The 17,477-nt window shown below is 63.1% G+C and carries 18 protein-coding genes; 6 read left to right on the plus strand and 12 right to left on the minus strand.

The features are described from left to right. Positions 1-73: 73 nt before the first annotated feature. On the minus strand, positions 74-703 hold the full coding sequence (locus tag Bravens_RS07220; RefSeq protein ID WP_019175484.1) for a ferritin-like fold-containing protein: 630 nt from the start codon (positions 701-703) through the stop codon (positions 74-76). Between the two features lie 58 nt (positions 704-761). Between Bravens_RS07220 and Bravens_RS07225 the strand changes: the two genes are divergently transcribed. After that, positions 762-2,150 (plus strand): DEAD/DEAH box helicase, encoded by a 1,389-nt coding sequence (locus tag Bravens_RS07225; RefSeq protein WP_062021814.1) that lies wholly within the window; start codon positions 762-764, stop codon positions 2,148-2,150. 133 nt (positions 2,151-2,283) lie between these two features. Here Bravens_RS07225 and Bravens_RS07230 read toward each other — a convergent pair whose 3' ends face one another. Next, positions 2,284-3,129 (minus strand): PHP domain-containing protein, encoded by an 846-nt coding sequence (locus tag Bravens_RS07230; RefSeq protein ID WP_061942457.1) that lies wholly within the window; start codon positions 3,127-3,129, stop codon positions 2,284-2,286. Positions 3,130-3,185: 56 nt separating this feature from the next. Between Bravens_RS07230 and Bravens_RS07235 the strand changes: the two genes are divergently transcribed. The 3 genes from Bravens_RS07235 to Bravens_RS07245 are packed head-to-tail and all read left to right on the plus strand — an operon-like array spanning position 3,186 to position 7,023. Next, a complete protein-coding gene (locus Bravens_RS07235; protein WP_062021816.1) occupies positions 3,186-4,679 on the plus strand; it encodes an aminopeptidase P family protein in 1,494 nt (497 codons plus the stop codon). Further along, complete coding sequence (locus Bravens_RS07240; RefSeq protein ID WP_062021818.1) at positions 4,680-5,840, plus strand: P1 family peptidase; 1,161 nt, start codon at positions 4,680-4,682, stop codon at positions 5,838-5,840. It begins immediately after the preceding gene. A gap of 55 nt (positions 5,841-5,895) precedes the next feature. Next, positions 5,896-7,023 (plus strand): Mrp/NBP35 family ATP-binding protein, encoded by a 1,128-nt coding sequence (locus Bravens_RS07245; protein ID WP_062021820.1) that lies wholly within the window; start codon positions 5,896-5,898, stop codon positions 7,021-7,023. A 104-nt stretch (positions 7,024-7,127) separates the two neighbouring features. Here Bravens_RS07245 and Bravens_RS07250 read toward each other — a convergent pair whose 3' ends face one another. Continuing rightward, positions 7,128-7,508, minus strand: coding sequence for a twin-arginine translocase TatA/TatE family subunit (locus Bravens_RS07250; RefSeq protein ID WP_061942451.1), 381 nt, complete (start codon positions 7,506-7,508; stop codon positions 7,128-7,130). A gap of 128 nt (positions 7,509-7,636) precedes the next feature. On the opposite strand from Bravens_RS07250, the gene Bravens_RS07255 reads away from it, so the two are divergent. Then, complete coding sequence (locus Bravens_RS07255; protein ID WP_019175491.1) at positions 7,637-8,260, plus strand: O-methyltransferase; 624 nt, start codon at positions 7,637-7,639, stop codon at positions 8,258-8,260. A 57-nt stretch (positions 8,261-8,317) separates the two neighbouring features. On the opposite strand, the gene Bravens_RS10440 is transcribed toward Bravens_RS07255, so the two are convergent. The 8 genes from Bravens_RS10440 to fdxA all read right to left on the minus strand — a co-directional run bounded on the left by Bravens_RS10440 (position 8,318) and on the right by fdxA (position 14,616). Further along, complete coding sequence (locus Bravens_RS10440) at positions 8,318-8,488, minus strand: DUF3117 domain-containing protein (RefSeq protein WP_019175492.1); 171 nt, start codon at positions 8,486-8,488, stop codon at positions 8,318-8,320. Positions 8,489-8,573: 85 nt separating this feature from the next. Then, on the minus strand, positions 8,574-9,791 hold the full coding sequence (locus Bravens_RS07260; protein ID WP_062021822.1) for a hypothetical protein: 1,218 nt from the start codon (positions 9,789-9,791) through the stop codon (positions 8,574-8,576). Then, entirely contained in the window at positions 9,772-10,038 is a 267-nt protein-coding gene (locus tag Bravens_RS07265) for a DivIVA domain-containing protein (RefSeq protein ID WP_019175494.1), read from the minus strand. Before Bravens_RS07265 ends, Bravens_RS07260 begins: the two co-directional genes overlap by 20 nt. Positions 10,039-10,060: 22 nt before the next feature. Continuing rightward, entirely contained in the window at positions 10,061-10,933 is an 873-nt protein-coding gene (gene folP / locus Bravens_RS07270; RefSeq protein ID WP_062021825.1) for a dihydropteroate synthase, read from the minus strand. Next, complete coding sequence (locus tag Bravens_RS07275) at positions 10,930-11,706, minus strand: LOG family protein (RefSeq protein WP_062021828.1); 777 nt, start codon at positions 11,704-11,706, stop codon at positions 10,930-10,932. Before Bravens_RS07275 ends, folP begins: the two co-directional genes overlap by 4 nt. A gap of 61 nt (positions 11,707-11,767) precedes the next feature. Beyond that, complete coding sequence (locus Bravens_RS07280) at positions 11,768-13,048, minus strand: citrate synthase (RefSeq protein ID WP_019175497.1); 1,281 nt, start codon at positions 13,046-13,048, stop codon at positions 11,768-11,770. Positions 13,049-13,153: 105 nt separating this feature from the next. Then, the gene (gene dapC, locus Bravens_RS07285; protein ID WP_062021832.1) at positions 13,154-14,293 is read right to left on the minus strand and encodes a succinyldiaminopimelate transaminase; all 1,140 of its coding nucleotides are present in this window, start codon (positions 14,291-14,293) and stop codon (positions 13,154-13,156) included. Further along, on the minus strand, positions 14,290-14,616 hold the full coding sequence (gene fdxA / locus Bravens_RS07290) for a ferredoxin (RefSeq protein ID WP_062021835.1): 327 nt from the start codon (positions 14,614-14,616) through the stop codon (positions 14,290-14,292). The genes dapC and fdxA overlap by 4 nt, the downstream gene beginning before the upstream one ends. 120 nt (positions 14,617-14,736) lie before the next feature. On the opposite strand from fdxA, the gene Bravens_RS07295 reads away from it, so the two are divergent. Beyond that, positions 14,737-15,810 carry a GNAT family N-acetyltransferase gene (locus Bravens_RS07295; RefSeq protein WP_157452718.1) on the plus strand — a complete coding sequence of 358 codons (1,074 nt, stop codon included), beginning with the start codon at positions 14,737-14,739 and terminating at the stop codon, positions 15,808-15,810. Here the strand turns inward: Bravens_RS07295 and Bravens_RS07300 are convergent. Continuing rightward, positions 15,807-17,477: a VanW family protein gene (locus Bravens_RS07300; protein ID WP_062021842.1), complete on the minus strand. Its 1,671-nt coding sequence runs from the start codon at positions 17,475-17,477 to the stop codon at positions 15,807-15,809. The two genes, Bravens_RS07295 and Bravens_RS07300, sit on opposite strands and share 4 nt — an antisense overlap.

Below are 17,477 nucleotides of genomic sequence, written 5' to 3' on the forward strand. Positions count from 1 at the left end.
GTTGTCACCGGCTCCTGACTCACGAGGCGCCGCTGATCTCCCGCTGCCCCGCTCAGTCAGGTGGGCGCTCGGGTCAGGCGGTGAGCCCGAGGTCCGACATGCGCTTGGAGTGCCCGGCGAGCAGCCTCTGGAGAAGAGCTTCGTCGGGCTTTTCGAATACTGTGTTCGGGATTGCGGCGAATTCGCGGATGCGGGTGAGAGATTCGGCGACGAGCTTGCGTCCCCACAGTGCCAGGCGGCTGCCGATCACCTCGTCGTCGGCAACGACTGAACGCAGGCATTCCCGGAGATAGTCGGCTGAGCGTGTATCATCGAACACGGAATCGACGACCTCTCGACTCTTGGAGTCAAGAGCTGTGAGGGTGCTTCGACAGTATTCGGTCATGATCCCGTCGTAGACGTAGACCTTCATGACGGATTCGTACCAGTCTTTGGGTCGAGTGCGTTCCCGGAAAGCGCGGAACGAACCCGCCTGGCTTTCCATGAGGCTCGTCAGATCCCCGCCCAAGTCCGCCACCCGCGACGCCAGCCGCTCGAAATGTTCGAGCGAGTGCCCCGCAAGACGCGCAAGGCCGATGGATTCGCGGATGCTCGGCGCGTGCTGTGAGTCCGTTGATGTGAGTTCAAACGTCGAAAGTGCGTGGAAGGCCAAAACGGACAGCGTTGCCGCGTGGACTTCTTCAGGCGTGTTGGAGTGGGGCATGGCCCTAGCCTAACCGCCGTGAGTGCGTTCGCCGCACCGGATAGACAATAGGAAAAATGTGACTGAACAGAAGACTTTTGCTGACTTCGGGGTTTCCGGCCCCATCGTCGCGGCTCTTGCCGATCACGGCATCACCGAGCCCTTCCCCATTCAATCGATGACTCTGCCGATCGCGCTCGGCGGCGCCGACATCATCGGTCAGGCGCAGACGGGCACCGGCAAGACCCTCGGCTTCGGCCTACCGCTGCTGCAGCGCCTCGACGCTCCCGTCCGCCCAGAGTTCGCTCCGGCCGAGGGCTCAACCCCCGAAATCCCCGAAGCCGGTCGTGCTCCCCGCGGTCTCGTGGTTGCGCCAACGCGCGAACTCGCCCAGCAGGTTGCCGGCGAACTTGCGACTGCGGCAGAAAAGCTGCAGGTCAAGGTCGTCACGATCTATGGCGGTCGGGACTACGAACCGCAGATTGAGTCGCTCAAGGCCGGCGCCGATGTCGTCGTCGGAACTCCGGGCCGCCTGCTCGACCTGTACGGCCGTCGGATTCTCAAGCTCAGCGAAATCACGACCGTCGTCCTCGACGAGGCCGACGAAATGCTCGACCTGGGCTTCCTGCCGGATGTTGAGCGCATCATCGCCGCTCTGCCTGCTGGGCGCCAGACGATGTTGTTCTCGGCAACCATGCCGGGTGCGGTTGTGACAATGGCTCGCCGCTATATGCACCAGCCCACCCACATTCGGGCTGCAAACGAACAGTCGGCGCACGAAAAGACTGCGAACATCAAGCAGTTCGCCTACCGCGCCCACGCTATGGACAAGGCCGAGCTCGTCGGTCGTGTACTGCAGTCGGAGGGTCGCGGCCGCACCATCATCTTCGCCAAGACGAAGCGCACTGCCGACCGTCTGGCCGAAGAGCTCACGGACCGTGGTTTTAATGCCCGCCCGCTGCACGGTGACCTCAACCAGCAGGCGCGCGAGCGTGCTCTGAAGAACTTCCGCACCGGCAAGACCGATGTTCTGGTCGCCACCGATGTCGCTGCCCGCGGCATCGACGTTGAGGACGTCACCCACGTCATCAACTACCAGTGCCCGGATGACGAAAGCACCTACATTCACCGCGTGGGACGCACCGGTCGTGCCGGCAGCACCGGCATTGCGATCACGCTCATCGACTGGGATGACATTCCGCGCTGGAACATGATCGCCCGCACCCTTGAGCAGGACCTCGAGGCGAAGGAAACCTACTCCACGTCTCCGCACCTGTTCGAAGAGCAGAACATCCCGAAGGGCACCAAGGGCCGGCTGCCGCGAGCACAGTCCGCAAAGTCCGAAGGCTCAGGTTCCGGCCGCGGCGAGAACCGCCGTTCCGGCCGCGGCGAGCGTCGTCGTGATGACAGCAAGCCGCGTCGCCCACGCCGCCGCACTCGCGGAGGCAAGAGCGTTGAGAAGGGCTAGGATGCGCAGAAGTCCGATTCCGCACAGCAGGCGAAGACCTCTGATGGGGATGCACCCAAGCGCCGTCGCCGTCGCCGCCGCACCCGAGGCGAAGCGCAAGAAGACTGACGGGTTCCGGCGGGTGCCGGGCGGGTCAGGCGTGAAGGACTTCGACGCCGCGGGCTCGCTCTGCTATTCGCTCCAGCTGTTCCGGCTCGGTGATGTTTTCACCGAGCCGGTTCGGCTTTCCGGCGCCGTGATAGTCGGATGATCCTGTCACAATGAGGTCGTGTTCTGCCGCCATGCGGCGCAGTCGGCGGCGCCCCTCCGGGGGATTGTCCCGGTGGTCGATCTCCAGTCCGTCGAGTCCCGCTTCGATGAGTTCGGCGATGGCAGCGTCACCGAGCACGCGGCCGCGTGCTGATGCAAGAGGGTGGGCGAACACGGCGACTCCCCCGGCATCGTGAACCATGCGCACGGCATCGATTGCGGATATTGCCGGAATCGGCACGTAGTATGGCCCGCGCGGTGACAGCAGGTGCGCAAAAGCCGCACTGCGGTCGGCGGCGAATCCGCCGGCTACGAGGGCGTCGGCAATGTGGGGCCGTCCGATTGTCGCTTCAGGGCCGACAACGGCCAGAAGGTCGTCCCACTTCAGCGGGTAGTCGCGGCTGAGCAGTTCGACCATGCGCTGGCCGCGTTCAAGGCGGGCTTTGCGCATATCGGCAACCGCGGCGGAAAGCTCGGCCCCGTCTGGATTGTGCAGGTAGCTCAGCAGGTGCACTGTCACCCCGTCGTGTTTGCACGACACTTCCATACCGCGCACCAGGCTGATGCCTTCGCGTTTGGCAGCCACGGCCGCATCGGCCCATCCGCGAACCGTGTCGTGATCTGTCAGCCCCACAGTTTCAAGCCCCACCTGCGCGGCTTCTTTCAGCAGTTCTTCGGGCGTTTGAGTGCCGTCGGAAAAGCTCGAGTGGGTGTGCAGATCGATCGACATGCCACACAGTCTACTGAGCCGGATGACACGGCGGCACTGGCGACTATGCTGGAGTCATGACTACCGATCAGGCTCTTGATGACCGTGTCAACAACCGCTCCCGCAGGCCGAATTCGAAGGCCTTCCGGGATTTCGTCGCTCAGGGCTGGGAGCGCACTCCCGTTCCCGCCGAAGCACTCGAAGCCTCCCGCTTCACCCCCGCCCGCCGTGAGGCAGTCTCCAAGGCATTCCCGGGCGAACGGGTTGTCGTTCCCGCCGGCAGCCTCAAGGTCCGCTCGAACGACACCGACTACCCCTTCCGCCCGCACTCTGCGTTCATTCACCTGACCGGGCTGCACGCTGACCTTGAACCCGACTCTGTTCTCGTGTTCGAACCCACCGAGGACGGCCACGACGTCACGTTCTACTTCAGCCCGCGCGCTGGAGCGGACACCGAGGAGTTCTTCTCGGACGCCCGCTACGGCGAATACTGGGTCGGCAAGCGCCCGGAACTGGAAACCATGGAGACCATGACCGGCATGGCGTGCCGGCCCATTTCCGAAGCCGGCGATTCCATTACGAAGGACCTCGGCAGCACCTCGGTGCGTCTGCTGCGCGGTGCCGACAGCAGCATCGAAGCGCAGGTTGATTCCGCCCGCCAGGCTGTTCAGGCCGACCTCGAGGCCAGCCAGGCCGGCGATGACGAGCTCGCCCAGTTCCTGTCCGAGCTGCGCCTGATCAAGGACGACTACGAAATCGGCGAAGTCCGCCGCGCTATCGCAATCACCCGTGAAGGCTTCGACCACATCATCGACAGCCTCGACGAAGCCGTCGGCCACCACCGCGGTGAGCGTGTCATCGAAACCGCGTTCTGGAAGGCTGCCCGCACCGAGGGCAACAACGTCGGCTACGAAACGATTGCTGCTTCCGGCAACAACGCCTGCACGCTCCACTGGACGAAGAACACCGGCAAGGTCAACCCTGGTGATCTGCTGCTGGTCGATGCCGGTGCTGAGGCCGACAGCCTGTACACGGCTGACATCACCCGCACGATTCCCATCAGCGGTACTTTCTCGGACGTGCAGGCCCGCATCTACGACGCGGTTCTGGAAGCCGCGGACGCTGCTTTTGCGGTTGCCGGTGAGCACGTCAACCGTCCCGTGAAGTTCGCAGAGATTCACGATGCCGCTATGCATGTCATTGCGCACCGCTTGGAAGAGTGGGGTCTTCTGCCGGTTTCTGCCGAAGAGGCGCTCAGCCCTGAGGGCCAGCAGCACCGTCGGTGGATGGTCCACGGAACCAGCCACCACCTCGGGCTCGATGTTCACGACTGCGCCCAGGCACGTGCCGACATGTACCTGAGTGCTGACCTCAAGCCGGGCATGATCTTCACGATTGAGCCGGGCCTGTACTTCAAGGAAGAGGATCTTCTGCTTCCCGAGGAATACCGCGGCATTGGCGTGCGGATCGAGGACGACATTCTCGTCACCGAGGACGGCGTTGAGAACCTGTCGGCCGGCTTCCCGCGGACTCGCGAAGAAATCGAAGCGTGGGTTCAGGGGCGCAGCTGAGTGGAACTCGGCCGTCTGCTTCCCGGGGTCGGCCCCGAGCACATCGGGGTGAGGGTCGGCACGTGCGCTGTGGGTTCTCTCAGCGGCGTCACGGCTCTCATTCCGCCTGCGGGAAGCACAGTCGGGGTTGACTCCCGAGGTGGAGGCCCGGCTACGCACGAAACCGACATCGCCCGCCCGGGAACCCTTCCGTTCGGGGCGGACGGGATTGTGCTGACCGGTGGCAGTGCGCTGGGACTGGCTTCAGCCCGCGGGGTGCAGGACCGGCTGGTCGAGTCCGGTGTGGGCACGCCTGTTGCCGGCACGCGGGTCCCGATTGTTCCCGCCGCCGCGATTTTCGACATCGGCCGCGGAGGCGCGCCTACTCCCCCATCTGCTGAGGATGGGTACCGGGCTGCCGAGAACGCACTCGGCCGCCGGGCAGCCAGCGGTTCCGTTCTGTATGAGTCTCGTGGCAGCACGGGTGCCGGGATCGGCGCGTGGACGGGCCGCGGTTTTTCCCGAGGCGGAATGGGCTGCGCGTCAATCTTCACCGCGGGCGGGCACTGGGTCAGTGCAGTCGTCATCGCCAATCCGATGGGCACTCTGTTTGAGCCCGGCGGCAGGCTTGCCGCCGCGGGTGTGCTCAATACCTACGGAGTGCAGCTGTCGTCTGTCGATCCGGATGAAACCGCACGGATGACTGAGTGCGCCCGACAGCGTCAGCAGCAGGCACCGACGAACACGACTATTGCCGTCATCTGCACTGATGCTTCGCTGACAGACGCGGAGACCACTCGGCTGGCGGCGTCCGCACACGCGGGAATCGCCCGTGCCGTGTGGCCCTCTCACACCATGTTCGACGGCGACACCGTGTTTGCTCTCAGCGCCGGGCAGCACGCAGACGGTGCTGCCTCGACCGGCCCCGGGAGCTCCGCCTCGTCACCGGGAACCCCCGTGGAGATGCAGACCCAGCTCAACATCGCCGCCGCCGATGCCCTATCTGCCGCAATCGTCGATGCTGTTCTCACCGCGGGTGAACCGCACCACCAACTGTCCAACGTGGATCTTCCGCCAGCGCTGAGGGATGTTTTCCCTGACCTGTGCAGTGCGTGGGAAGCGCAGGCGCGGGAACGCCTGGATGGTCCGCTGACAGGGACAGACACCGCGGTACAGCCCTGATCGGCGGCGAAGTAGAATAGCCAGTCGAATATCGTCGTCAGAGGAAGGTCGGTCAGTGACACCTCCCAACAGGGACGCGGTATATGAAGCCCTCAAAGGCGTCATAGACCCCGAAATCCGCCGCAGCATCGTCGAACTGGGAATGCTCGACGAATTCACCATCGCAGACGACGGCACCGTCGACGTGCGCGTTCTGCTGACAGTCGCGGGCTGTCCGCTCAAGGACACCATCATCAGCGACACCACGAAGTCCGTACAGGCTGTTGAAGGCGTCACCGCCGTCAACGTGGAACTGGGCACCATGACACCCGAGCAGCGCCAAGAGATGCGCGAAAAGCTCCAGGGGCCCGGCGCCTCGCGCCCCATTCCCTTCAACGAACCGAACTCGCTCACCCGCGTCTACGCGGTGGCCTCCGGCAAGGGCGGTGTCGGCAAGTCGTCTGTAACCGCCAACCTCGCTGTCGCACTCGCCGAACAGGGCCTGTCGGTCGGCGTTGTCGACGCCGACATCTACGGCTTCTCGATCCCCGGCATGCTCGGCCTGTCCGGCAACCCCACCCGCGTGGACGACATGATCATCCCGCAGGTGGCTCACAACGTGAAGGTCATGTCGATCGGCATGTTCGTCCCGCCGTCACAGCCTGTCGTGTGGCGCGGACCCATGCTGCACCGTGCGCTCCAGCAGTTCCTCACGGACGTGTTCTGGGGCGACCTCGACATCCTGCTGCTCGACCTGCCTCCGGGTACGGGTGACATCGCCATTTCAGTCGGCCAGCTGCTGCCCACCTCGGAGCTTCTGGTTGTCACAACACCGCAGCAGGCCGCCGCCCAGGTGGCCGCACGCGCCGGCACGGTCGCAACACAGACCCGCCAGCGCATCGCGGGTGTTGTCGAGAATATGTCGTGGCTCGAACTGCCCTCCGGTGAGCGCATGGAGATCTTCGGTTCAGGAGGCGGCACCGAGGTAGCCGAACAGCTGACCCGCACCACCGGTGCGAAGGTCCCGCTCCTGGGTCAGATTCCGCTGGACGAGCCCGTCCGCTCCGGCGCTGACGCCGGTGTGCCGGCTGTTCTGTCCCACCCGGACTCCCCCGCTTCGGTGACGCTGCGCTCTGTTGCCCAGCAGCTCAGCCGCCGTTCGCGCGGACTTGCCGGCCGTTCGCTGGGACTGTCACCGGCCTGAGTAAGGCAGACAGCTGAAGACTCGTCACACAGCTGAAGAAGAGGGGCGTGCGAGGTTGAACCTCGCACGCCCCTCTTTTCGATTTCACAGCATTGGGACGGCGCTTACGTGGCTTCGTCGTCAAACGGCGCCGGTTTCGATGTGTCGCGCTGGCCAGCCTGTTCTGAGTACCTCTGCAGGGGTGACAGGCGCATAGGCTCCAGCGGGCGATCATCAGCCGGTTCGGGTTCGTCGTCTTCCATGAGGGCCTCACGCACAATCCTGCGCGGGTCGTACTGGCGCGGATCGAATTTCTGCCAGTCGACGTCTTTGAAGTCGTCACCCATTTCGTCCTGCACGCTGTCGCGCAGACTGACGACCTGCTTGCGCATGGTTTTGACGAAATCACGCAGCTGCGCGGCATATTCCGGCATGCGCTGCGGGCCTACGACAATGAGAACAACAAGCATGATGATGATGAACTCAGTGCCGTTGATCCCGAACATGCACACCATTCTAAGCCGTGGCGCCCTCCGGCTTCAGCCGAGGTCGGCACACGCCGGGGCCTGTGACTATGCTTATCCCACCAGGGTCATCAGGCCCGACGGGAGCACACGCAGAACAGGAGGAGCGCTTGTCCAGAAACTGGGCGGCTGACAGCCACTATGCTTCTCGGTTCAACACCGCGACAGCCGCAGAAGAAGCGGCACGCACAATTGCGGCGGACTATCAGAGCGCCCCGTTGGGCGCGACATCCGCCAGGCTTCTGACCATGCTCGTACAGCTGACCGGTGCAAAGAACGTCGTTGAGCTGGGCACCGGCACGGGAGCGTCAACACTGGCGATACTCGCAGGATTGGGCCCCGGCGGCATGCTCACGAGTGTTGACATTGATCGCGAACGCCAGTCAGTGGCTGCTGAACTCGCTGAGGTCGCAGGTTTCCGCGCCCACCGAACCCGGTTCATCCAGGGCTTTGCCGAATCGGTCCTCAGCCGGCTCTCACCGGAAGGCTACGACTTCGTGTTCGTCGACACTGACCCGGCTGGTTTCCCCGACATCGTGCCGCAGGCCCTGACGAAGGTGCGCACCGGCGGACTGCTGGTGGTCAATGACGCCCTGGGTTCGGGGACCGTCGCAGACCCCGCGGCTCGCGATGCGAGTTCCACCGCCCTGCGTCGGGTTCTTGCTGATCTGCAGGACTCCCCCAACCGTGTGCTCCTGCCGATCGATGCGGGACTGCTGGCAGTACGCCGCTGATCGGCCAAAGAAAAATCCCGTTCTCCCAGTGGGAGAACGGGATCTGCGAAACGCCGGTCAGCCTTCGAGCGCTCCGGCCAGGACATCCTTGAGGTCCTGAGCTTCGTCCTGGCTGATTTCGATAACCAGACGGCCGCCGCCTTCAACGGGCAGGCGAAGGACATAGCCGCGTCCCTCTTTCGTCACTTCGAGAGGGCCATCACCGGTGCGAGGCTTCTGAGCTGCCATTCTTAATCCTTTCGCCGAACACAGTTATCAGCTATTATCCAACACTTTCTCGGGTTTCGCACATAACGAGACCTTCTTCGTCATATCACGGCGGGAAGCCCGTGGGCGGCACCAGACGCCACAGCAGTGATATCCACAGAAGCTGCAAAACCGTAAACCCGATAAGCGCCGAAGCCAGAGCCGTGCGGGAGCGACTGCGCGCCTGCACCATTGCCAGGCCGAACATCGGCAGCAGAAGCCGCAGGGTTGAAGTCTGCGGTGTGAAGAACAAGAGCAGGTACACGGCGTAGCCGAAAAGGAACTGCTTCTGCGTCCTGCCGATCAGCTCACCCGTCGGACCGAGCGTTCCCCACACGAACAGCAGTATGAGAACAGCGAGGGCAATCGGCCCCCACCAGCCCAGATAGCGCGTCGAGGCCGTGAGCCACTGGGTGAAGACCTCCGTGTGGCCCGTCCACGCGGCTTCGGTCTTCCGGTAAGCGTCGAATTGTCCTGTGAGCATCCATGCTCCCAGCGGCTGCAGTACGGCGAAGAAGCACGACAGCACACCTAAAGCCCACGATGCCAGGACTTCCAACAGCGGATACGGCTCTGTCTGCCTGCGCCGGATCCGGTCGAGCAGGTGAATGAGCATGAAGAACGAAAACGCCACTCCAATGGGCCTGGCGAGGTCCATGAGGAGAACTGCTGGGATGGCAAGAAGATAGCGGCGAGAGTCCACGCACAGCAGGGAAAGTGCGAGGAAGAAGATGCCGGTGGCTTCCGAATAGCCGGTCGAGAAAACCGCTGCTGCGGGAAAGAAGAACACGAGCGCGGTGCCGGCAAGAGCTCGTGCAGGATCTGCGTGCCGCCGGAACAGGTACAGGATCGCAATAGCCGCTGCCAGGGCGAAGATGTGCGACACGATGGGTGAGAGCACCTTATAGTCAATGCCCGTCATATCGCGCAGCCAGCCGACAATCGTGGGGTGCAGCGGGTAGAACGCCCACTGGTTCTGTGCAACATCCCCGCTGTCGGTCAGCGGAAGAACGCGGGGGTAGCCCTCGTCAGCTATTCGGCGGTACCAATCGGCATCCCAGAAGCCCAGAAACTCAAAGAAGGTCGGAGGTTTGTTGTCCGACCAGAACGTGGGCGCTTGGAAGCGCAGAACAATGCTGAACAGCAGCAGTGTCACCACGCGGCTGACCGCATAGACAACAGTGGCCTGCGCCCATACCGGCAGGCGAAGAAGAGACGCGGTCAGACTCCGGGCAGAGAAGGCTTCGGGGTACTCCTGCACGGCTTCACTTTTCGGTGCTGACACCGGCTTCTTCTTCAAGCTCTTCTATGCGCGCAGTGAGGATGTCAATGGCCTGATCAACCTGGTCCCTGCGGTACCCGCCGAAGGCTGGTGAGAACCGCATCCGGGCGATATCAGCAACGGATGCGTCCTTCGGCGGCAGAACGGGTTCGGGTTCGCTCATGCCGGAATCGAAGATGCCGAAAGCTCCGGCTGCAACGGCCGCGAACACGATCAGCGCCGCGCACACTCCAAGGATCATCCAGGCCATGCGTCTATGCTCTCACACGCTTTCAGCGCAGTCCTCGCTGTGCGCTGACAGGCGGTTTGAGGCCGCGTATGCCGACAACCACGTCAATCGCCTGACGTGTTTCAGCCGTGTCATGCGTGCGGATAATGGCGGCACCCGCATCGACTGCAAGCGCCGTGGCCGCAATAGTGGCGGCAAGCCGGTCATCCGGTCCTTGTGAACCGACGAGCTCTCCCACAAAGTCCTTGCGCGAAATCGCGAGCATCACGGCGCTCTCACCTGCGGTGAGCATGCCCAGGTCCCGCATAACAGCGGCCGACTGGTACGTGTTCTTCCCAAAATCGGGTGTGGGGTCGAGAATGATGGCTCGTTCGTCAACACCCGCCTCGAGGGCACGTACACGCAGCCGCTCAAGCCCCGCCATGACGGCCGGCATGACATCTGCAGAGGACAGGCCCAACCGGTTGCGATGAGCGTCCGTCCGGGGAGTCAGGCCCCCGGTGTGGGAGCAGACCAGGCCGACCTCCGCCTCGGCGGCGGCGTGTGCGACATCAGGATCCGCACCCGCCCACGTGTCGTTGATGAGCCCGGCACCGGCCTCGGCAGCAGCGCGAGCCACCGGTGCGCGGTAGGTGTCGCAGGAGATGAGCACGTCCGGGTACTCCTTGGCCAAAGCCGAGATGACCGGCGCGACCAAAGCGATTTCTTCGTCTGCCGACACAGCCGGTCCGCGCCCGGCCCTCACTCCCCCGATGTCGAGGATCCGCGCACCTTCCCGGACCGCCTCCTCGGCAGAGCAGAGTGCATCGTCCACGGTTGCCGCAGACGTGTAGAACGAGTCCGTCGACCGGTTGATGACAGCCATGATGACCGGCTGCAGGGGTCCGGCCTCAACCCCGCGAATTCTGAACGTCACGGACGGAAACGACCGGTGGGAATCGGCTGGTCGGCAGACTCCTGAATGAAGGCAATTGCCTCATCCACCGAATCCGTCAGATGGAACAGATCGACATCGCCGGGAGAAATCGTTCCCTTGTCGACGAGTGTTGTGGTGATCCAAGCAACGAGCCCCGACCAGAAGTCCGTTCCCATGAGAACCACCGGATAGCGGTTCTTCTTGCGTGTCTGCACCAGTGTGAGAGCCTCAAACAGCTCATCAAGAGTACCGAAGCCGCCGGGCAGCACAATCGCGGCCGAGGAGTACTTCATGAACATCGTCTTGCGCACGAAGAAGTAGCGGAAGTTGATGCCGATGCCCACATAGGGGTTGAGCCCCGATTCAAACGGCAGTTCGATGCCCAGGCCCACCGAGGTTCCTTCGGCTTCCGCTGCACCCTTGCTGCCGCCCTCCATGACACCGGGCCCACCGCCGGTGACAACCGCGTATCCCTCGTCCACGAGCCTGCGACCGAGCTCTTCAGCCAGGGCGTACTCTTCCGTGCCTTCGTTCAGACGGGCCGAACCGAAGATCGACACTGCCGTCGGCAGACCCGCCAGCGAACTGAAGCCCTCAATGAACTCCGCGTGGATCCGCATGGTCCGCCACGGGTCTTCGTGCACCCAGCCAGAGTCAGGGCGGTTGTCCAACAGTCGCTGGTCGGCCGTGGTTTCGGGCACGTGCTGGCTGCTCAGGTGCAGTGAGCCCTTCGTGTAGAAGAATTCGTCGTTCGGGATGTCTGAGCTGGTCATTGTGTCCTTTCACGAAAAAGACGGGGCGGGCACAGTGCCTCACCCCGCCTTCACCCAGCCGTTAGTTTGACGGGTAGGTGCGAAGCTTTTCGCCGGTGTAGATCTGGCGCGGACGGCCGATGCGGGTGGTGTCGTCGCCGCGCATTTCAATCCACTGGGCAATCCAGCCGGGCAGACGCCCCATGGCGAAGATCACCGTGAACATGTCGGTGGGGAATCCGAGCGCTTTGTAGATCAGACCCGTGTAGAAGTCGACGTTCGGGTACAGCTTGCGGCTGACGAAGTAGTCGTCGTCAAGCGCAACCTTTTCCAGAGCTGTAGCAAGGTCCAGGAGGTCGTCGTTGCCGCCCTGCTCTTCGATGATGTCGTGGGCGGTCTGCTTGATGATGGCAGCGCGCGGGTCGTAGTTCTTGTACACGCGGTGGCCGAAGCCCATGAGGCGTACACCGCGCTCCTTGTTCTTGACCCGCTCCATGTAGCTTTCAGCGCCGTCATCGGACTGCGAAATCTCTTCGAGCATTTCGAGCACCGCGGAGTTCGCGCCGCCGTGCAGAGGGCCTGCCAGAGCGTTGATGCCGGCTACAACCGACTGGTAGAGGTTTGCTTCGGACGAGCCGACCAGGCGAACCGACGATGTCGAGCAGTTCTGTTCGTGGTCTGCGTGCAGGATGAACAGAAGGTCGAGTGCCTTGCGGACGTTCTCGCTGGATGCGTATTCTTCACCGCTTACACCGAAGTTGCTGCGGAAGAAGTTGCCGACCAGGCCGTACTGCGGTTCGGGGCGCAGGACCGAGTCGACGCCGAAGCGGCGGCGGTGGGCCAGGGCCGTCAAGACGGGCATGGCGCCGAGCAGGCGAACGGCGGCTTCTTCCATCTGTGCGTCGTCGTAGACGTCGATGGTGTCCTGGTTGAAGGTGCCCAGCGCCGAAACGGCGGTCGAGAGGATCGACATGGGGTGGGCGTCTTCCGGCATTGCGGCGACGAGGTCGTAGATGCCCTGCGGGACTTCGACGTGCTGGGCGATGCGCTCCTCGAACGACTTCAGCTGTTCGGCGGTGGGCAGTTCGCCCTTGATGAGGAGGTAGGCGACTTCGACGAAGGATGCGTTCTCGGCGAGGTCTTCGATGGCGTACCCGCGGTAGCGCAGGATGCCTTCGTCACCGTCGATGAAGGTGATGGCGGAGGTCGACGAGGCGGTGTTGCCAAAGCCGGGGTCGAAGGTGACGCGGTCGGTTTCAGCCAGGAGCTTGCTGATGTTCAGCCCCTCAGTACCGGCTGTTGATTCGACGCCTTCGAGTTCGAGTTCATGGTCATCTACCCGCAGGAAGCCGTCTGCCGCCATTGATTCTCCTCTGTTCGAACTTCGCACGCTCTGTTCCGCTGTGGTTCAGAGACATGAAGAAGATTACCTAATTGTAGAAAAAACAGTAAATCACTGAGAGTTCACTCAACGTGTGGTAGCTGAGCTTCCGCGCAGCCTCTCAGCCGCCGCGCGGATCCTTTCGTCCGGTGCTGTCAGTGCCAGCCGGACGTGCTGCTGACCCTCGGGTCCGTAGATGAAGCCGGGGCCTGCCATGATGCCCAGCCCTGCCAGCCATTCGAGTGTTGCCATGCAGTCTTCGCCCCGGGTTGCCCACAGGTACAGGCCCGCTTCCGAATGGTCGATGCGCAGGCCCGCTTGTTCGACTGCCGGCCGCAGAAGCTCGCGACGACGCCGGTAGATGTCGCGCTGCCGCTGCCAGTGCGCGTCGTCATTCAGCGCGGCGATCATCGCCGCCTGCACGGGTGCGGGAACGATCATTCCCTGGTGTTTGCGGGTGGTGGTCAGTTCCCGGATGAGCACGCGGTCGCCCGTGACGAATGATGCGCGATAGCCGGCGAGGTTAGACTGCTTCGACAGCGAATAGACGCTCAGCACGCCGGAATAGTCATCGCCGACGACCTCAGTGTCGAGCACCGACGGGGTTGGGCGGTCCTCGGTCCAGTTGAGAGCTGCGTAGCATTCGTCGCCGGCGACCACGGTGCCGCAGCGACGCGCTTCTGCGATGACAGCCCGAAGCTCTTCAGCCGAATCTACGCGGCCTGTGGGATTGCCCGGCGAATTGAGCCACAGGAGGCCCACACCTTCCAGCGATGCTCCCGCAGCAATGTCTGCTGCATTGATGCGCACACATTCAACACCGGCAAGGCGCGCACCGATTTCATATGTGGGGTATGCCTGCGACGGGCATGCCACGCGCAGTCCCAGCTGAGCGAGCCCCAGCAGGCTCGGCAGGGATGCGACGAACTCTTTCGACCCGACCGTCGGCAGGATTTCGCTGGCGGCATCAAGCTCGATTCCACGAACCCGCTGTGACCAGCCCGCAATTGCTTCGCGCAGCTGCGCCGTGCCGTCAGTTGTGGGATAGCCCGGGGCATCTGATGCCGCCCGCAGGGCTTCCTGTATGAGTTCCGGTGTGGGATCGATGGGTGTGCCAATTGAGATGTCGACAACCCCATCGGGGTGAGCTTCGGCGGTCTGCCGTACGGCGGCCAGCCGATCCCACGGGTAGGCCTCCAGGTGAAGGCCGTAGCGTTCGTAGGTCACTCGTCGTGTTCCTGCTTGGGCAACGCTGCAACGATCGGGTGGTCATAGTCGACCTTGCCGACACCGGCGGCTCCTCCGGGCGAACCGAGGTCGTTGAAGAAGTCGACGTTGGCCGTGTAGTACTCGGCCCACTCTTCGGGGACGTCGTCTTCGTAGTAGATGGCCTCAACCGGGCAGACAGGTTCGCAGGCGCCGCAGTCCACGCATTCGTCGGGGTGGATGTAGAGCATCCGCTCGCCTTCGTAGATGCAGTCGACGGGACATTCGTCAACGCAGGCGAGGTCTTTGAGGTCGACGCAGGGCTGGGCAATGATGTAGGTCACTGGGACTCCTTCTGCTGAGCGTGGAGTGACACGCTCCCGGCGGCATTCGTCTGTTCCAAGGGTACTCCCCCGCTAAGGTGGTGACGTTCATGGTCTGGATACACCTCGGAGGTCACAGGAGTGTTTGAGCCGCAGCCGGGAATGCGGGTCGTCGTCCGCTACAGCGACGGCGGGCAGCTGACAGACGCTCTCGGCCACGTTCTCGCAGCCGATGCCGACTCCGTGACAGTTGACTCCAAGCGCGGTCCCGTGCGGATCGAGCGGGCCTCCATTGAGCTCGCACATGAAATCCCGCCGGCACCTCAACGACCCGGGCCTGTCCATTCAACCGTGTCAGCTGCGGATCTGCGCCGCATTTCAGCGCAGGTGTGGCTGCCGGGCGAAAGCGTGTGGCTCAACCGGGACGCGGTTGCCGAAGAGCTCACCTCGGATGAGGGCGCGATCTCCTCTGTTGAGTCCGGCTGGCTCCTGCGCGCCGCCCCCGGGGCCGGTGCTCGCGCGAACTCCGCTCTTGTGCTCACCGACCCGCAGGTCCCCGCGGAAGAGGCACTCGGAGCAGTCGAGAAGTGGTACATAGATCGGGGCCTTCCCCCGGCCCTGCAGATCTTTTCGGGTGAGGCAGAAGGAGAACTCGACTCCGCCTCGGCCCAGGTGTCCGGGCTGCTGCGACCGGCGGGGTTTTCGCCCAGCGACACGTGGCTCACGATGACCGCTCCAGCCCGCGACGTCGGGGGTGCCGCACAGCCGCCGCAGGGCCTGGAGATCGTGCAGTCCGATCAGGCTCACTCTGTGCACTTGGCCGCGTGGGGGCATGACGACACTGAGGACATGCGCGCGCTCCTGTACAGTGCACCGCAGGTGATTTTTCTCTCAGCCGTTGCAGTGCACCCGGACGGGTCGAAATCGCTCGTGGGCGTTGTCCGGCTGGCTATCGCCAGCAAGTGGGGCTGGTTGGACAATCTGGTTGTCAATCCCCAGCTGCGCCGCCGAGGTGCCGGGAAGGCTCTCGTGCAGGCCGCCGCCCGCTTGGCCTCAGTTCAGGGCATTCGCTCGATCGGCTGCGATGTTCTCGCAGCAAACGAAGAGGCAACAGCACTCCTGGCCGGATTGGGCTTTAAGGAGCACCACCGCTTCTGGTTCGCCGTCCAGGAGGCCGCTGCCGGCGGCAACACTGAGCAGCCCGCGGGGGCTTAGTCGCAGACGATCCTGTTGACCGGGCTGTAGACGGTCGTGAACTGGTCCTTGGTCACTTTGCCGGTCTCAATGTTCTTCATGGTGCGGTAAATGGTGATCGACCATCCGCCCCGAGGAGACTGCGGCTTGCAGCTTGGTCCGGATTTCTTCACGGTTGCCGGGCTCGTGTGGGCAAAGCGGCCCGAGGCGCCGGCTTCGACTTCGAGAGTCTTCTCGCCCTTGATCTCCGCATTGACCTTGCCGCCGGACACTGACATGTGCAGAACAACCGGTTTGTCCGAGGTGTTGGTGAAGGCCATGTCAATCGAATGCCAGTCAAGGGTGGATTCGCGGCCCTCCGGGTAGCGCGAAATATAGCGTGAGTGAGCCTTGTGCTCGTCCAGCTGCATACCGGAGAAGAACGCGGCGTTGAACAGCGTTGTTGACACCTGCGAAACACCGCCGCCGTAGTCTTCTTTCATTTCTCCGCCGGAGATCACACCGGCTTTGCGATAGCCGTTGGCGGCGGTGCGCTGTCCGAGTGCTTTGTTCAGGCTGAACTGTTCACCCGGTTGGACAACGGTGCCGTCAACCTTGGCGGATGCGACCTTGAGGTTGGTGTCACGGCCGGCCTGAGACGAATACGGGGTGGAGAACTTGCCCATCGTCTCCATCTTCATGTTTTTCGCATCGTCAGTCGTAAACGATGCTTTCTCCGTGGTCAACGCCAGTTCAGCCGTGCGGTTCTCTGCTTTCAGCGCGGCATCGACGGCCTTCGCCACGTCAGCGTCTTTCGCCGAGATCCCGTCCTTGGACGGCACAACCGACAGTTTCCCATCAGAGAATTCAAAGCTGGCGTTCTGCGCTTTTTCGCCCACGCCCTTGTTCTCTTTGAACAGCGAGGTCTTCAAAGCCTTGCCGTCGAGCTCGAGGGCAAGTTCAGAATCGCGCGGCGTGAAAGAAGCTGCCTTCGCAATCGCCTTGGGTGAGAGTTTGAGGCTTTCGCCGGACTTTTCGCCCGTCGACTTCAGGGTCACAGGCGATGCGACAGCCGGTTCTGCGATCTCGGTTTTCGCCTTCTGCGCTTCGGTATCCGTGATGTCCGGTTCGACGGTCTCAGCCTTAGCGCTCAGGGGTTTGCCGTTCTGTGCGGGCCACTGAGTTTCGATGGCCTCGACAATGCTGTCGGCAGTGACTTCACGGCCGTCTGCGCCTTCCGTGACTTCTGGCTTTTCACCAGAGAAAGCCAGTTCGGCGTTCTTCGGCTCCACGCTCAAGTCCTCGGCAAGAGACTTCGCCGCGGTATCAAGTGCTGATTGGTCGTATTCGAGTGCCAGCGGTTTGTCGTGCTCACTGCCGGACAGCGCGCGGAAAATGTCGACCGGGTTGAACCGCGGGCCGATGAACTCATCCACGGTGTCTTCGGCCGAAAAGCCCAGCGACACATCGTCAGGAGAAAATTCAGCTTCCGAATCCTCGTCCGCACTCAGCGCAACCGGCTCCTGGGCCCTTTCCGCAAGCCCCTCATCGAGAGCCTTCACGGCCTCGTCCCGGCTCATCGACCCGATGTCGATGCCGGCAACATGAGTTCCGGCCGGAACAGACCGACCCGTCCAAAAGGCCAGGGCCGCATAGCCGATGAGAACAACGGCAACGGCCGTCAGGGTTCCCCACAGAGCTTTTGACAT

It is taken from the genome of Brevibacterium ravenspurgense (assembly GCF_001584615.1).
Classification (GTDB): domain Bacteria; phylum Actinomycetota; class Actinomycetes; order Actinomycetales; family Brevibacteriaceae; genus Brevibacterium; species Brevibacterium ravenspurgense.

What these genes read in the sequence shown, in the direction of transcription:
- Bravens_RS07280 (WP_019175497.1), bottom strand. Translation starts at nt 13,048, where the DNA reads ATGGCGGCAGACGGCTTCCTGCGGGTAGATGACCATGAACTCGAACTC.
- Bravens_RS10440 (WP_019175492.1), bottom strand. Translation starts at nt 8,488, where the DNA reads ATGGCAGCTCAGAAGCCTCGCACCGGTGATGGCCCTCTCGAAGTGACG.
- Bravens_RS07220 (WP_019175484.1), bottom strand. Translation starts at nt 703, where the DNA reads ATGCCCCACTCCAACACGCCTGAAGAAGTCCACGCGGCAACGCTGTCC.
- Bravens_RS07250 (WP_061942451.1), bottom strand. Translation starts at nt 7,508, where the DNA reads ATGTTCGGGATCAACGGCACTGAGTTCATCATCATCATGCTTGTTGTT.
- Bravens_RS07235 (WP_062021816.1), top strand. Translation starts at nt 3,186, where the DNA reads ATGACTACCGATCAGGCTCTTGATGACCGTGTCAACAACCGCTCCCGC.
- Bravens_RS07230 (WP_061942457.1), bottom strand. Translation starts at nt 3,129, where the DNA reads ATGTCGATCGATCTGCACACCCACTCGAGCTTTTCCGACGGCACTCAA.
- Bravens_RS07300 (WP_062021842.1), bottom strand. Translation starts at nt 17,477, where the DNA reads ATGTCAAAAGCTCTGTGGGGAACCCTGACGGCCGTTGCCGTTGTTCTC.
- Bravens_RS07265 (WP_019175494.1), bottom strand. Translation starts at nt 10,038, where the DNA reads ATGGCCTGGATGATCCTTGGAGTGTGCGCGGCGCTGATCGTGTTCGCG.
- Bravens_RS07275 (WP_062021828.1), bottom strand. Translation starts at nt 11,706, where the DNA reads ATGACCAGCTCAGACATCCCGAACGACGAATTCTTCTACACGAAGGGC.